This window comes from Acinetobacter schindleri, from assembly GCF_010918895.1.
Classification (GTDB): Bacteria; Pseudomonadota; Gammaproteobacteria; order Pseudomonadales; family Moraxellaceae; genus Acinetobacter; species Acinetobacter schindleri.
The window spans coordinates 2,792,658-2,809,327 of sequence record NZ_CP044483.1 but is presented as its reverse complement, the minus strand read 5'-3'; the positions used below and the strand labels follow the sequence as shown (position 1 = coordinate 2,809,327).

Below are 16,670 nucleotides of genomic sequence, written 5' to 3'. Positions count from 1 at the left end.
ATTTTTAACATATTGAATAATATATTATTTATATAAATAAGAAATTAAATCCTAAAAATCAAATGTATAAATATTAATCTATTCTTAAAAGTGACCAGTAATACTTTGTCGGATTTTGTCGAGCGTGGTCGGGGTCGCAGTCTGTTCTGGTTCCGCTTGATGAATTGGTAGTGAAATGATGGCTTCCAATCCACCTTCAGGTCGATTATGAATGTATAGTTCACCAGAGTGAATATCAACAATCCGTTTTACAATGGCGAGTCCCAAGCCACTACCCTGAACAGTACGAGCCGAATTACCTCGTACAAAAGGTTGCATGAGATCTTCAATTTGATCCTCTGGAATGCCTTCACCATGATCGGCCACTTTGATCAACAGTCGATCCTGTTCAATCTGGGCAGAGAGTTCGACTGGTTCGGCACCATAGCGTTTTGAGTTATTAATCAAGTTACCAATCAATCGCTTAAGCGACATACTGCGGGCTTGGATCAGCGGTAATTCCTGAGGCGTAAAGCGGATATCAAGCGGCTTAAACTGGGTAACCAGTTCTTGTAGTAGGGTATTGACATTGGTTTCCTGTGGCTCTTCATCGGAACCATCGCGCATAAAGGAAATAAACTGATTTAAAATTGCATCCATGTCTTCGACATCATAAATCAGACCTTCTTTGAGGAAATCTTCGTCTGGCATCATCTCGGCACTCAGGCGGATACGGGTCAGAGGCGTGCGCAAATCATGTGAAATACCAGCGAGCATAATCCGGCGTTCACGCTCGGTCTGTTCTAGCGTGTAGATCATATGGTTAAAGGCATTGTTTACTTGACGGATTTCAAGTGGCCCATGATTGGTATCCAGATAGGGTGCAGAACCAGTTGCACTATAGTTATTCGCAGCTTCCTGTAAGCGACGTAGTGGACGATTCAGCTGACGGACCAAAGTCAGAATAATAATGCCTGCAATCAATGGCGTACCCAGCAACCAGCCAAAAATTAGTTCAGGGCTATAGTTAGCATAGGTTTTTAAAGGTTCACGAACCCAATGACCATTCATTTCAGGCGTTTGAATCCAGATCTGTGGACTCGGCTTAAACTGGAAATATACAGTTGCCCGGTCAATACGTAATTCTTTTGCCAGCTTTTCCTCAATTTTACTGGTAAAAAATTCGGCAATCACTTTTTCACGAATATTGGGATACTGTGCAGGGTCGGTAATGTACTCAATCCCGATACGGCTTTTTAAATAATCATCGATATCTACTTCCTGATCATGGTGATACAGGCGCAGGCTAGGATTATTCAGGATTTCCAGTTCAACAGCGAGATAGCGGGCATGTTGCTGAATTTCCGGCAAATAGAGAGTTCGCCAGAAAAACCAGATCGACATCACCAGACTGAACAGAACTACAAAAACCACAAGTACCGCGGTTCGCATCGCAGCTGAACGTGGCTTGATTTTATCGAGAAAACGTTCCATACGGGTACGTTTCTTTTCCGAGTAATGGACAAAATCAGTAAATTCTTGTGGGTCGATGGGATCGAGTTTCACTGCACAATCCTGTGTTATGACTTCAGCAAATGATTAGAATTCTTTCATAAATAATTTTTTAATTACTATAAAGAAAGTTCCCTCTCCTTATAGGAGACCTGCGGAGCATGCTCCTCAGGGAGAGGTTTACTCAAAAATCACCTCATCCTCTTACGAAGTAATGCATATCACATCCAAGTTAAACCATTTGGAATTTAGATGAGGCTTGAAACCTTCGGTTCGACCTACTTTTGTTTTGGCAAAAGTAGGCAAAACCATTTTTCATTCGCAAAACTCGTCAAAATGCATTACGTCATCAAGGTGTCGCAGAAACATTAGAGATGGATACCTCCTGCCTCAAACAGTTGCGAATGAATTTGTCACTTAATTCAAAATCAGAAAGATATATACAGACAATTTATCTTATTTTTCTGATACGAAAAAATTACTCAGCACCATCTGGAACAAAGACATAACCCACGCCCCATACGGTCTGGATATAACGCGCACGAGCCGGATTTTCCTCTACCAGACGACGTAAGCGTGATACCTGAACGTCAATTGAACGTTCCATCGCACCCCATTCACGGCCACGTGCCAGATTCATCAGCTTGTCACGTGTTAACGGTTCACGTGGATGCTGTACTAAGGCTTTTAATACAGCAAATTCACCTGTCGTGAGGGTTACCACCTGACCTTCACGCGTTAAGGTACGGGTAGAAAGATCAAGTGACCATGGGCCAAAGCTGACCACTTCCATTTGCTGGCTTGGCGCACCTGGTACTTCACGCACCTGACGACGTAATATGGCACGGATACGTGCTAATAACTCATTTGGATTAAATGGTTTAGGTAGATAGTCATCCGCACCGGCTTCAAGTCCTGCGATACGGTCCGAGTCGCTACCACGTGCTGTCAGCATGATGATTGGTGTATCGATATTGGACTGGCGTAAACGACGACAGATACTCAGACCATCCTCAACAGGGAGCATAAAGTCGAGCACGATCAGAGAAAACAGTTCTCGCTGTAGCAGTCGGTCCATTTGAGTAGCATCATGCGCAGTCTTGACCACAAAACCCTTATCTTCTAAAAAGCGTTGCAGCAAGGTACGTAAACGGACATCGTCATCGACAACCAGAATGCGTTCTACCCGATCGGTTTCGGTATGTACTGCATCGGTTTTTTCAGCGGGTACAACTAAACTCATAAGGTGCTCCTTTATTCTTTATTGTCGTCTTAAACAAAAACTAATAGATGTCTTGAGTATACGATTCATTTATAGCGATTGACTATGCTCTAAAGCAACAAAAATTGCAGTTAAAATCAAGGGATGGATACCAAATATATACAGGCAAATGATAAAAGTTTCGCAAATATGAGGCAGGTATCGCCTGGATCTAAACGTCATTCTTCAAATATTGAACAACACTGTCATAATTCATAAAGATAAATTAGTAAAAACAATTGTGGATTTTATAGGCCTGGTCTTTATAATCATGCCATTTAGTACTTATCCTTGTGGGATCAAACACGATGACTGACTTAGTTCAGCAGTTGGCAAAAGAACTTGCCGTACGTCCAACTCAAGTAGAAGCTGCCATCAAACTTATTGATGAAGGTGCCAGTGTTCCATTTATTGCACGTTACCGTAAAGAAGTAACGCAGGGCTTAGACGATACGCAACTACGCCAGCTCGATACGCGTTTATCATACTTGCGTGATTTGTATGAGCGCCGTGAAAAGGTGATTGAATCACTCAAAGAACAAGATAAATTATCTGATGATTTATTGGCGCGTGTAAATGCGGCAGAAACCAAAAATGCATTAGAAGAAATTTACGCGCCGTACCGTCCAAAACGTACCAGTAAATCATTCAAAGCCAAAGAAGCTGGTCTTGGTCCGATTACAGAGAAAATCTTTGCTGAAGCGGTTGATCCTGCCGAAGCACTTGCGGGCTTTAGCCATGAAGATTATCCAGATCAAGAAAGCCAGTTGGATGCGATCCAGCACATCCTGATCGATGACTGGGCACAGAACATTGCGCTGACCACTGAGCTGAAAGCGACATTTGCAAAAACTGCCATTTTAAAAAGTTTGGTTGCTTCTGATGAGAAAAAAGAAGTTGGCAAGAAATTCCGTGATTACTTCGATTTCTCTGAAAACCTGAACAAAGTTCCTTCGCATCGTTTGTTGGCAATGCTGCGTGGCCGTCAGGAAAATGTCCTGGGCCTGAAAGTGGATGGCGAAGACGATGCTCCATTGGCACGTATTGAAACAGAATATAATCTGGATGCCATTCAGCCCCAGTCTCGTCAGGATTTCCTAAAACAGACTGCGAAACTGTTCTGGTTAGGTAAAGTTCGTCCAACGATCGAACATTCATTATTGACTGAAAAACGTCTGGCTGCTGAAGCTGAAGCAATGCAGGTCTTTGCTGAAAACCTGCGTCATTTACTGCTTTCTGCGCCTGCAGGCGCACGTACGACACTGGGCGTAGATCCTGGTATCCGTACTGGCGTAAAACTGGCAGTGGTGAATGAATCAGGTGATGTATTGGCACATAGCACCATTTACCCATTTGCACCGAAAGATGATAAAGAAGGTTCACAGACTGAATTGGCACGTCTTTGCCGCGAATTCAATGTTGACCTGATTGCAATCGGTAATGGTACGGCAAGCCGTGAAACTGAAGCATTGGTTGCTGAAATGATGGCTGCAAATAGCGACCTGAAATTGACTCGTGTTTCTGTTTCAGAAGCGGGTGCTTCTGTTTATTCTGCTTCTGAATTGGCTTCTCAGGAATTGCCTGAACTGGATGTATCGATCCGTGGTGCAGTATCAATTGCACGCCGTCTGCAAGATCCATTAGCAGAACTGGTGAAAATCGATCCTAAGTCCATTGGTGTAGGTCAGTACCAGCATGATGTGAACCAGACCGGTCTGGCAAAAACCCTTGAAGCCGTAGTTGAAGACTGTGTGAACTCGGTCGGTGTGGATGTAAATACTGCATCTGCTGCGATCCTAGGTTATATCGCAGGTCTGAACAAATCAATCGCGCAGCAAATCGTGGACTTCCGTAAAGAAAATGGCCGTTTTGACAACCGTCAGGACCTGAAAAAAGTGCCACGCCTAGGCGAACGCACTTTTGAACAGGCAGCGGGTTTCTTGCGTATCCAGCAAGGTTCAGAGCCACTAGATGCGTCTGCAGTTCACCCAGAGTCTTATCCACTGGTATCTAAAATTGTTGAAGCGAAAGCAACGACTGTAAAAGACATCATTGGTAATACTGAAATCATTCGCCAGGTCAATGCTGAAGAGTTTGTCGATGACAAATTCGGACTGCCAACCGTTCAGGACGTTTTGGCTGAACTGGAAAAACCAGGCCGTGACCCGCGTCCAGAATTCCGTACCGCAAAATTCCGTGATGATATTACTGAAGTGGCTCAATTGACTGAAGGCATGCAGCTGGAAGGTGTAGTTACCAATGTGACTAACTTCGGTGCTTTCGTGGATGTTGGTGTACATCAGGACGGTTTGGTACATATTTCTGAACTAGCGAATGAATTTGTGGCTGATCCGCATAAAGTGGTGAAACCAGGTCAAATCGTACAAGTTCGTGTACTGAACGTCGATGTTGAACGTAACCGTGTCAATCTGTCGATGCGTCCTGAAGGTTCGACAGCCCCAGTGAAAGCGCCACGTCAACCACGTCGTGACAATGAGCAACGTGGTGAGCGCAAGCCACAAGGCAAACGTCCACAGCATGCGCGTCCGCAAGGTGACCGCCCGCATGGCAAGAAACCTCAAGCGGCTAAGCCACAGGAAAATAAAATTGGTGGTTTAGGGGCATTGTTATTGCAAGCCGGGATTAAAGGTTCGAAGTAATCTTTAATTACTAATAAAAAATCTCCCAAATGGGAGGTTTTTTTTATGTCTGATTTTTATGAATTGATCATCGGAACAATCCAGCTGGTGATGATCAGCAAAATACCCAGATGCCCCAGTTTTCGTGTCACATAAACCAGTTTCGACGGTGGCTGTTCCAGTCGTTTTGCATATTCTTCCATGCTAATTCCAGACTTACCTTTACTGGTATATAAAAACACCCCCAAGTCGATACAGATCAGAATCGTACCAATATCGGCCACCAGTTCCATCAGCTCAAATTGCTGGGTATATAGCGACATGCCAACGCTATAGATCAGATAAAGACCAAAGGCAATACAGGCATATTGCAGGACCACTAAAAACTTCTGCATAAATCTCAACAGCTCAAAAAATTAAGGCAATTATACAAATAATCGGGCAGCTGCGCCCAATTACAAGGCTTGCATCAGGTCGGCGAAATTTTGTTTCTCGACCAGCTCCAGAAATTCATCGCCCAGACGCTGACTTTCAGCAATACATTGCTTCCAGAGCTGAATCCGCTGGGTTTGATCCAAGCCTTTTAGCGTAAAATCTTTACGGTCTGGCAAACGGCCTAAAGGTAAACTTTGCAAATATTCTGGCGATGGAGATATGAGCAAAGTTCGTGCCTGATTTTCCGGATTTGAGGTGCGTTTAAATAACTTGTCAAACCAGCCTGGCGTAATGCTGTCAGTAAAATGCGGATACAGTACAATGCCTTTGCTCTGGAAGGGCAGGTCAATGTGATAGTCAATTAAACCACCATCACGATAATAACCTTGCGGTGCATCCGGAATATTATTTACTGCCGCCATCACCCCCGGAATAGATGCTGAAGCCATTAGCCAGGACAGGACACTCTGTTCAGTCAGGGCATGATAATGCGTGGTAAATCCATCTTCAGCGATTTTAAACTGTTCACCAATATTCGGTTGGCTGATGACCCGTTGCATAAAATGCCGGCTATGCTTGCGTGCAAGTGCGGTCGTCCCGATAATTCCGGTTACAGAAGCCAGTAAAGGTAAGGCCTTGTCACTCTGGAAAATGTGTTGGGCTTTAATCGACAACACGGTCAGATGATAATCTGGATGATTAACTAACTCAGTCTCTTTGCCTTGGACCAGGTCGAATAACATACCGCGGCAGACTTCGCTCACTTCCAAACGTGTCATTTTCTTATGGAAATAAAGGTTGGTATACAGTTCAGCTAGGCGTTCGGTTCCCTGTTTAGCACCATGAGCAGCAATACTGGCAAAACGCCAGCTGCCAATAGAAGAACCCACCAGGATTCTACGCTGAGGAGCGCGTGGGAAAAAATCACCAAAAATTGCCTGATCCAACCCCTGAATACCAATACCTTTCGGGCCCCCTGCAGCCCCAGGAACAATATCCACCTGTTCGGGTTGTAAACCTTCTTTCAGAATGAGATCACGTGCCAGATGCCCGGCACGGATTTTCAGGGCAGGGGCATGTTTTTGTAAAATCTGCATAGAGGTTTAACCCATATTCGACCAGTGAGGGCTTATTTTAAGCGATATGCCTTTGAGCCCAATGGCAAGATATGCCCTAAGGTGACTTTAGAGTCATATGACATTCAGCAAATAAAAAAAGCCTGAATAAATCAGGCTTTTTGGAACTAGAAACCGTGGTATTGGATCCCGATAGATGCCAGTCCATAGCGTTTATCTAAACGAGATGCTGTGACACCATTATAAAGAAAAGGTACATAACCAACGAGGTTGTTTTGGAACAGTTGACCTTGCAGATAGCCTGTCAGCTTTGGAGTAAAATCATAACTAAACTTGGCACCAAAAGTATGGTTGTCCTTGATCGGTGAGTTTCCAAACTTGCTGATTCGGTCATCAATATCCTTGCGCCATAAACGTTGGTATTGATAAGCGAGCTGGCTTTCGAATTGGCGATAGCGCCAATTCCATGAGCCACCTAGAGAAGCATAGTAACTGTCGTAGTTGAGGTCTTTTTTAACATCGAGATCAAATTGGTCAGCATAATTTCCAATATCAATATCCCGTACAATGAGACCATCGATAAGACATCGACCAATAGGTGTAGCAGTTAACTGATTATTCGAGTCAATATTAATATTGGCTTTACAGTCCCGGTTATTCCCGGTCAAGTGAACCATTAAATCCAGTTCATCAACTTTAACTTTGCTATAACCTAAAGAACCAAATATATTCACTTGATTCATGAAGTCAATTTTATGTGTATAAATAGTATCAAGCTGAAGTTGGGTATCACGAGGATTAGAAACCATTACCTCATTAATTGTACGACCATTTATATTAGTTGGAGAGGTTTTTGCGACTTCATCCGCCTGGTTGCCCCAAAAAGACAATTTAAAAGCAAGATTAGAGCGATCTGTAGATAGACTTGCTGGAAAGTAAGTAAGGCCCAAAGCTCCAGAATTTAACTTATTGGTATCTTTTCCGAACTCAATTTCTCGACGCCAGTAATCAGCATTTATAGCCCACTCAGAATGAAGTTGATACTGTGCACTGATATGTCCCCCAAGATAGTCTCCTGAATCACCTTTTACACCTTCACTTTCTCTTAAGTCCAAAAAGTCCACAGTGTCATTGACTATATCTAAGCTGGCATTCGTCGTCAGTTTATTTTTAGCAGGAGTAGCTTGTAAAAATAAATCATCGGGTGCAGCATAAGTATAAGAAATAGTAAATACTGCAAAAATAAAAAGTAATGATTGATTTTTCAACTTTATTTACCGAATAAGAAATGAGAGAAAAGCCAGTGATCAATCACTGGCTTTTTAATTTCTGATTATTGAGTTACAAAATAACCTGTAGTGCTAATACCACTAAAGACAGTTTCAGGTTTGTTTTCAATGCCAAATGGGGCTAGATTTAATCCTAAAGCTGCAGATACTGGATACAGGGTAGGAGCTACAAATACTGTTATATCAGCATTAATTTGGTTACTTGTAACAATCAAATTCTTATAGTCATTATATGGTTGACGTAAAATTTGGAAGCTATTAACAATCTCTGCCAGAGAAATTGAATCACCTGTAAATTCAGTATCTCGCGCAACTTCAAATGTACCCTTAGGTGAATTTGCCAAAGTAGTTTCAATTTCAATGATCGCGCCTGCTGGAATAGTAATATTACTAATAGTAGTACTATTATTAAAAGAAACTTTTACATCGCTAATGTAAGCCGTTAAAGTTTCAAGCTGACCATTTTGACCAATTGCAGCATTTGCCTTGAAACCTAATTTAATCGAGTCTGTAGCTGTTACTCGATTATTTAAAGTAAATTTCACTTTAGCTAAAGAGTCGATAGAATTCTTATCGATTGAAAGAGGGGAACCAGATTGAGAATTAGTAATTTCTTGAATACTATAACCAGCAAAGCTCAAATCATTATAACTAGCTGATGCAATATTATCTTGGATATCTTCGATAATAGCAGGAGAGTTATTTAAATACTCTTCTAGATTGGAATTCCCTGCTGAATTCACTGCTGTATTAATAGTAATTGCCAAGGCTTCTACTTTTTCTTGATTCATCTGTAATGCTTCTTTGACTTCATTGTTAGATGTAAAGTCTGCAGCTGTATTAAATATAACTGTTACAGCAACTGGATTTAATCCTGCATTAGTAAGAAGCTGCGTATCCTCTGCAGCTGCTTGCACTGCTTGAACTGCCTCAGTAATGGTTAAACCAGAATCTTCAAGCTGAGTTAAAATTTGTTGTAACACAAATACTGCTGCTAATTGTTCATTAGAACCATCAGTAACCGGATCAAATGTGGTTACGTCTTCATTCACGCTAAAGCCTAAGTTGGTGAGAACTTGTTCAAAATCTGCTGCTGGAAGTTCTGCTTGCAAAGTAGTTAGAGGACTTGCAACAATTTCGGTTGTTGATGCTGCTTGATAATTAATTTCTTTAACTTTTAATTGACCAGCAAATGGAAGTTTGGTAACAGTATCAATCCCACCTGTAATAATGAAACCGGTTTCCTGGCAATTTGGTGTAGTGTTAAAAGTAAATTTACCGTTCTCATCTGTTTTTAAATCTGGGTAAGCCGCTTCACAGTTAGAATTAGTGAAATCTACATCTGCTCCCGCCAAATAAAAGTCTACAGCAACACCAGAAATTTCTTTGGAGTTAAAACCGGGCTTCGATGAGCCACCACCACCTCCACCACAAGCTGCCAATAATGAAGTTGCTATTGCTAACGTTGTTAATTTAAACACACGATTATTCATAGTTATTCCCTAATTCCCAAACCTTTGTTTATGAGTTATGCGTTATCTATCTAATAATAGCTTAAAAAATAAATAAAATAATTAATTAAATCTACAGTTATTAAATATCTTTTACAAAATAACTATTAAATAATTTATATATTGATAAAGCAAAAAATAAGCCCATTTAAAAATGGACTTATTCAAATACAATTAATTATTTAATTATCCGCCATACGGCTAAAATACTTGCCAATATAATCAAAAGGATAGACACAAACCAAGGTGAAATAATCGCAATCGCAAGCAGAATCGCCATTAAACTGCCGAACATCCAGCTACGTTTTTGTTGATGTTCCATTTGCAAACGCATGCTTTGTAATTCATTCAATTGTTTGGCATGCCAAGCTGACTGGTTTTTTAAACCGTTCAGGCTGTCAATCATTAAAGTTGGTAAATCCTGCGCCCCTAAAAGCAAATCAGGGATTTTCTGTCCCAATTCTTTTAGATTTTTCTGCGGATTCATCTGTGCCTTGATCCAGTCAGTCAGGATCGGTTTGGCCAGACTCCAGATATCCAGTTCCGGATATAGGTCAGTGCCTAGGCCTTCCACATGGACCAAGGTTTTCAATAACAACATCAGTTGCGGTGGAATTTCCAGATGAAAGCGACGGGCAATGTCCATGACCTGAATCAGAATGCCAGCAAAGTCCAGCTCATGCATTGGTTTTGAAACCATTGGACCCACAGTACGGCGCATTTCGCGGGCCAGGGCATCCTGATCGGTACCCGGTGGAATCCAGCCAGCCTGATGCACAATCTGGATCAGCTGCATGAAGTCGCTGTTCATGACCGCCAGCAGCATGCGCGCCACAGTCATCTGATCATGTTTGGATAGCTCGCCCATAATCGCACAGTCCAGTGCGATAAAGCGCGGATTGGACGGATTAATGGTTTCTACAAAGACATTGCCTGGATGCATGTCGGCATGGAAGAAGTTGTCCCGGAATACTTGGGTAAAGAAGATGGTGAGGCCTTTGCGTGCCAGGTCAGCACGATCCATACCCAGTTCATCAAAGGTGGCAATATCCGAAATCGGTACACCGGTAATCCGTTCTGCGACCAGTACATCTTTGCTGTCCATGTAGACTTCAGGCACATACATCATGCTGGAGCCGGTGAAATAATGACGCATCCGGCGGGTATTATCCGCTTCCAGCGTCAGGTCCAGCTCATTCAGAATGATCTGACGATAATCCTGAATAATTTCAGTCAAATGTAAGGCACGCGCTGCTTCCAGACGTTTTTCCAGAAAATCGCCCAGCCAGCTCAGGATTTCGAAATCCTGCAAAATCTGATTACGGATATTCGGGCGGGTCACTTTCACTACCACTTCACGGCCATCATGCAGAGCAGCAGTATGCACCTGTGCAATTGATGCAGCAGCAAGTGGCTGAGCATCAAAACGGGCGAACAGGGTGTTTACATCGGCTTTCAGCGATTCCTGAATACGCATTTTAGCTACGTCATTGTCAAATGGCTTGACGCGATCCTGTAGCAAGACCAGTTGTTGCAGTATTTCAGGTGGAATCAGGTCACGACGCGTAGATAGCAATTGGCCCAGTTTAATCGCCAGTGGCCCCATTTCCTCTAAAGCCTCTTTGAGCTTGAGAGGATTTTTACGCTCTCGGCTGGACCATGCAGCCGGATGCATACGAATCAGGGACAGGATATGACGGCTTTTTTCTGGGAGTTCTTCCGCAGGAAACAACGTATCGAGTCGATAATGCGCGGCAATGCGCCAGAGTTCGAGCAAACGTGAAACATGCGGAATCATAAAGTGGTGTACCTAGTTTTGAGTTGAATCTTGTTGGTTTTCAATCTGTGTCTGAAGCTGACCAATCTTAGCTTCTACACGATCAATATTTTGATTGAGTATACGCGTATCTTGCTGTAAATCATCCATTTGCCAGCGTGCAGCAAATAGACCGCTGTCTTCTTTAAGCGTATCTTCCATAAAGAACAGACCGCTTTGCAGACTGCGCTTGAGATGTTTGGGTGCCAGTTGCAATTTGCCAATTTCATGCGCAAGGGTTGGTCCAATCCATGGGCTTAAATGAGCCGCCAGATCAGGTTCAGCCTGTTGCATAATGCGCTGGATTTCCTGCAATAATTTATAGTCACCTTGCAGCGGAATATTGCCTATTTCATCTGAAAGCAGCAGTTTTAGCAGGTCAATGACATTATCGACTTGTAAAGTCGCAGTGGCTTCAGAACTCTGTGAGCTGTTGGCTTCATAAGGCCGCTGTTCAAAGATCGAAGCAGCTTCAGTATGCCCAGTGGCTGTTGGCTCCAGGCGAACCTTGCCATCATCAAAGAATACATCTACAGAAAGCTGTGGTGAGGCAATTACTACACGTAGCATTTTGCCAGCCAATGCATTTAACTGGATGCGGGTAATCGCATCCAGATCAATGAAATGGTGAATCACACGTTCAACGACACCAAGTGCCAGAATTGACCACATGAATGGGAACCTTAAAGTTTAAAACCACGGTGAACAGCAACGATACCACCCGTCAGGTTATGGTAGTCACAGTTCTGGAAGCCGGCATTTTCCATCATGCCTTTTAGGGTGCGCTGATCTGGGTGCATACGAATCGATTCTGCCAGATATTTATAGCTTTCAGAATCATTGGCAATGATTTTACCCATGATTGGCAATGCTGTGAATGAATACAGATCATACAGTTTCGAGAATGGCTCAAAGACTGGTTTAGAAAATTCTAAAACAAGCAGACGGCCACCTGGCTTAAGCACACGGTACATCGAAGCAAGTGCAGCATCTTTATCAGTGACGTTACGTAGACCAAATGAAATGGTTAACAGGTCAAAACTGTTATCTGCAAATGGCTCTAAAGTTTCGGCATTGGCAAGTACGAAATCAACATTGGTACAGCCCGCATCAATCAAGCGATCACGACCCACATTTAGCATGGATTCGTTGATGTCAGATAATACTACATGACCGGTTGGACCAACTTCACGGCTGAATACTTTGGCCAGGTCACCCGTACCACCGGCGATATCCAGCACATGCTGACCACGGCGCACGCCTGACATGTTAATGGCAAAACGTTTCCATAGACGGTGAATACCAAAAGACATCAGATCATTCATGATGTCGTATTTGCTGGCGACAGAATGGAATACTTCCGCGACTTTTTGTGCTTTTTCTTCACTGCTGACAGTCTGATAGCCGAAGTGAGTGGTTGGACCGACATTACCGGTATTCGCCCCACGTGGCAGGTTATATTTCGGTATGCTACCTGTGACAGGTGTATCAGTCAGACGTTGTTCTAGAGACTGTTGCTGACCTTGTGGCGCACCTTGTGGTAACGGTGCAGTTAAGAATGGGCTCACTTTGTCTGTTTGTTGTGCCGACTCAGCTGTAGGGGTAGGCGTAGTATTTTCATTGGACATTGGAGTCACTCCTAACAGATCAATGGGGTTAATCTTGCATGCGTGCATGGACTGCATAATGACAGATTCTAAGATGTTATACAGCAATCATCATGCAATTGTTATGAATAATATACAGAAAAATGCGTCTTTAGCTGAAATCTCAGCCGAAAAATCGATCTTAATTGATGATAAAAAGTCATGATATACGTTCTGAATTTTTATATCTTCCTGCTGATGCGGTGCACCATAGCTTAATTAAATGGCGAGTCAAAACCTACTCAATTCTTTGTAGGTTTTTGCTTACATTGATTCAGGTTTTTAGCGACTATTTTATAGTGGTAGAAATTTCATATGATAAGTTCATCAGGAACAGGATGTTCCCTCTAAGAATAAAAATAGATAAATACAAGGAAAGTAAGGTACGACAGGAGTTATACCAAGCGAACCAATACGAAAAACCCTGGCAGGATGCCGGGGTTTTTCATTTTGTATCCAGAATTTTTAAGATTCGTCCAGTTTATGGATGAACTGGTTTTTACCATAGCGAATGGACAGTTGATCCAGCTCATAATAAAGACCATCTCCGAGTGCATAATCCCCACGTTCAACAGAGATAATCCGTTGTTTATCTGTAGTAATCACAATATGGAAATAGCCGATCTTTAACTTGCATTTCAGATCATGAACAAGCATCGCCTGACCGTAAACATCCAAAGACTTATGGCTTTCAATCTGTATATCTTGAGCATCAATTTTATAACTGCTTATTGAAGGTCTCAGGTTTATTTGTACAGTGCCGCGAATAGATAACTGTTTGTACCCCATTACATTTTTCCTAAAATTCATTGACATGGGTACATCTATAAAGAATCAAGATATACGGAGGCTTAGATAACACGTAAGCCGATCAAGTGCGTTGACCATAAACAGATTAATTTCTATAAATTTTGCATAATTTTTATAACTTTATTAGAGACTATAACGGATTGATTGATACGATTAGGGCTTTGGAACCATTATTTTGTCTATTTATTGAGACCTGATTTTTTTTGTATCGATGAAATCACTACGATTTAAAAATAGCTGGTTAATTGGGTTAAGAGAATAAGGCAAGCAGATGCCAGCCTTATCCTGAGGTGATATTTTCAGATTTTTTAAGCTGTCGGGAATTAACGGAAAGGCTGAGGATCACCAGCATGCACGCGATCAATGATATTACGCTCAGTTGCCGTAAATTCACGTACAAACTTTTCTGCGGACTTAAGTGGTTTCATCGCTAGGAATCCATCCTGCATAAACTCATACATGACTTCAAAACGGTATTTTTCTGCGGCACCTTTACACATTTTAAATGCTGCCTGCACAATGAACGACCGCATATATTTATCCAGATGAGTACCGAGCTGATCCAGCATGGCTAGCTGTCTAAGGCGATCCTGGCCTTGATCCAGCTTTAAATAGGTTAGACGCATAATTTCATCAGTCAGTGATTCGGCTGGATGATAATCTTCCAATAACTGTTGTGCCACCTGCTCATCAAGCTGTACCGCAAGAATGGCCAGCTCTACTCCGTGAGTGCCGGTCTTGATCGCATTATCCGGGATCAGCTTTTCCGCCTTATGCGCATAGCGCGTCAAGCGGGCAATCTGTTCTGCCAGCGCATCGAAGTCCGGTCCACCATAAAGACGGTTCAGGAAATATTCTGACATCAGCACATTTTGCTTTTCTGCAAACTGCTTGGCATGAGTGCGTTGCATACGCTCTTTTTGCCAGAGCTGGACATCTTGCAGACGTTGTTGCAGTTCCGGTTGCTTGTGATAGTTCAGCTGATAATAACGTTCCAGAAGATCGTCTAAAACCGCAAGTTTGGACATGGGAAGTTCAAATATGGTTATGGATGTGGGAATCTTAGAACGAGTTAGGATGGCGCGCTATGACAAATTGACCGGTTGCACAGGATTTGAAGTCAATTTGTTGAAAAGTTCGACAAAAAAGATCGTTTAAAAATCGTAGCGATCGCTATTCACCAGGCAAGAAGCCTGTCTATACTGTATTCAGGAACAAGAAAAACAGAACAGGTTATGTCTACAGAACAGCAACAATTTCAATTGATTGAAGAAAATGAATTATCGTTACAGCTTATCGATGCGCAATATGCCCTGAAAGATACACGCGGACAGAAGAATGCTAAAAGTTTAGTCGTACTGGTCAATGGAATTGAGCTGGCCGGCAAAGGTGAAGCGGTTAAGCAATTACGGGAATGGGTTGACCCGCGTTATTTGCGGGTAAAAGCAGACCAGCCACGGCCCCTGAATGAAAGACAGACTTTCTGGCAGCCTTATGCACGCTTTATCCCGGCTGAAGGACAGATCATGGTGTTGTTTGGTAACTGGTATACAGATTTGCTAAGTACCGCCATGCATGTAGCGAATCCTATAGATGAAAGCATGTTTGATCATTATGTTGAACAGATGCGTGCCTTTGAGCAGGATCTGAAAAATAACCATGTTGATGTGATCAAGATCTGGTTTGATCTGCCCTGGAAGTCTTTGCAAAAGCGTTTAGATGATATTGATCCAAGTGAGATGCATTGGCATCGTTTACACGGTCTGGATTGGCGCAGTCGTAAGCAATATGACGCGATCCAGCGTTTGCGTCAGCGTTTTACCGAGGACTGGATCATCATTGATGGTGAAGATGAAACCCTGCGTGACCAGCAGTTTGCCCAGACTATTCTTGCGGCCTTGAAACACTGTCCGGATCATCCTGCTAAAGGAAGTAAGACATGGTCCCCGGCGTCTATTCCTGAAGCATTGCTGCAGCCTTCGCGGGAGCCGGTGGATCAGAATACCTATAAGGACGAACTCAAGAAACTGACCCGCAAGGTGGCTAGCGCAATGCGTATGGATCAACGTAATGTGGTGATCGTATTCGAGGGGATGGATGCAGCCGGTAAGGGGGGAGCAATCAAGCGGCTGGTAAAAAAGCTTGATCCACGCGAATATGAAATTCATACCATTGGTGCACCGGAAAAATATGAATTGCGCCGTCCTTATCTGTGGCGTTTCTGGACCAGGTTACAGCCGGAAGACAAGATTACGATTTTTGACCGGTCCTGGTATGGACGGGTACTGGTAGAACGGATTGAAGAACTGATTAGTCCTGCGCAATGGCAGGCATCTTATTCAGAAATTAACCGGTTTGAAAATGACCTGATTAAGGCGCAAACCGTGATTATCAAGTTCTGGCTAGCGATTTCCAAGGACGAACAGGCTGAACGTTTTAAGGCGCGTGAACAGACGCCGCATAAGCGTTTCAAGATCACTGATGAAGACTGGCGTAACCGTGAACGCTGGGAGGATTATTTGCAGGCAGCGGCAGATATGTTTGAGCATACCAGCACCGATCAGGCGCCATGGCATGTGATTGCTACCGATGATAAAGATAGCGCGCGTTTACAAATCTTGAAGACTATACTGAAACAGCTTGGCGTAAGTTAATACGACCAAGCTGCGTTTAAATAAGATGATTCTAAATCAAAA

General features: G+C 42.9%; 13 protein-coding genes. 2 read left to right on the top strand and 11 right to left on the bottom strand.

The window, feature by feature from the left end:
* Positions 1 to 84 precede the first annotated feature (84 nt).
* Both FSC11_RS13380 and ompR read right to left on the bottom strand, forming a co-directional pair.
* A complete protein-coding gene (locus FSC11_RS13380) occupies positions 85 to 1,545 on the bottom strand; it encodes an ATP-binding protein (protein WP_163167397.1) in 1,461 nt (486 codons plus the stop codon).
* 424 nt (positions 1,546 to 1,969) lie between these two features.
* Positions 1,970 to 2,734, bottom strand: a complete 765-nt coding sequence (gene ompR, locus FSC11_RS13375; protein WP_004890528.1) for an osmolarity response regulator transcription factor OmpR — start codon at positions 2,732 to 2,734, stop codon at positions 1,970 to 1,972.
* Between the two features lie 326 nt (positions 2,735 to 3,060).
* On the opposite strand from ompR, the gene FSC11_RS13370 reads away from it, so the two are divergent.
* Complete coding sequence (locus tag FSC11_RS13370; protein WP_163167396.1) at positions 3,061 to 5,412, top strand: Tex family protein; 2,352 nt, start codon at positions 3,061 to 3,063, stop codon at positions 5,410 to 5,412.
* 56 nt (positions 5,413 to 5,468) lie between these two features.
* Here the strand turns inward: FSC11_RS13370 and FSC11_RS13365 are convergent, their stop codons facing one another.
* The 9 genes from FSC11_RS13365 to FSC11_RS13325 all read right to left on the bottom strand — a co-directional run bounded on the left by FSC11_RS13365 (position 5,469) and on the right by FSC11_RS13325 (position 15,002).
* A complete protein-coding gene (locus FSC11_RS13365) occupies positions 5,469 to 5,786 on the bottom strand; it encodes a hypothetical protein (RefSeq protein WP_004890522.1) in 318 nt (105 codons plus the stop codon).
* 60 nt (positions 5,787 to 5,846) lie between these two features.
* On the bottom strand, positions 5,847 to 6,923 hold the full coding sequence (locus FSC11_RS13360; protein WP_163167394.1) for a patatin-like phospholipase family protein: 1,077 nt from the start codon (positions 6,921 to 6,923) through the stop codon (positions 5,847 to 5,849).
* Between the two features lie 146 nt (positions 6,924 to 7,069).
* Complete coding sequence (locus FSC11_RS13355) at positions 7,070 to 8,170, bottom strand: hypothetical protein (protein WP_163167392.1); 1,101 nt, start codon at positions 8,168 to 8,170, stop codon at positions 7,070 to 7,072.
* Positions 8,171 to 8,235: 65 nt separating this feature from the next.
* On the bottom strand, positions 8,236 to 9,684 hold the full coding sequence (locus FSC11_RS13350) for a hypothetical protein (protein ID WP_163167390.1): 1,449 nt from the start codon (positions 9,682 to 9,684) through the stop codon (positions 8,236 to 8,238).
* 196 nt (positions 9,685 to 9,880) lie between these two features.
* A complete protein-coding gene (locus FSC11_RS13345) occupies positions 9,881 to 11,500 on the bottom strand; it encodes an ABC1 kinase family protein (protein WP_163167388.1) in 1,620 nt (539 codons plus the stop codon).
* 12 nt (positions 11,501 to 11,512) lie between these two features.
* Positions 11,513 to 12,190, bottom strand: a complete 678-nt coding sequence (locus FSC11_RS13340; RefSeq protein ID WP_163167386.1) for a ubiquinone biosynthesis accessory factor UbiJ — start codon at positions 12,188 to 12,190, stop codon at positions 11,513 to 11,515.
* A gap of 11 nt (positions 12,191 to 12,201) precedes the next feature.
* On the bottom strand, positions 12,202 to 13,146 hold the full coding sequence (ubiE, locus tag FSC11_RS13335; protein WP_004890506.1) for a bifunctional demethylmenaquinone methyltransferase/2-methoxy-6-polyprenyl-1,4-benzoquinol methylase UbiE: 945 nt from the start codon (positions 13,144 to 13,146) through the stop codon (positions 12,202 to 12,204).
* A gap of 483 nt (positions 13,147 to 13,629) precedes the next feature.
* Positions 13,630 to 13,953, bottom strand: coding sequence for a hypothetical protein (locus tag FSC11_RS13330; protein ID WP_076752956.1), 324 nt, complete (start codon positions 13,951 to 13,953; stop codon positions 13,630 to 13,632).
* A 344-nt stretch (positions 13,954 to 14,297) separates the two neighbouring features.
* Positions 14,298 to 15,002, bottom strand: coding sequence for a DUF8198 family protein (locus FSC11_RS13325; RefSeq protein WP_048881195.1), 705 nt, complete (start codon positions 15,000 to 15,002; stop codon positions 14,298 to 14,300).
* 207 nt (positions 15,003 to 15,209) lie between these two features.
* On the opposite strand from FSC11_RS13325, the gene pap reads away from it, so the two are divergent.
* Positions 15,210 to 16,628, top strand: a complete 1,419-nt coding sequence (pap, locus tag FSC11_RS13320; RefSeq protein WP_163167384.1) for a polyphosphate:AMP phosphotransferase — start codon at positions 15,210 to 15,212, stop codon at positions 16,626 to 16,628.
* Positions 16,629 to 16,670 lie beyond the last annotated feature (42 nt).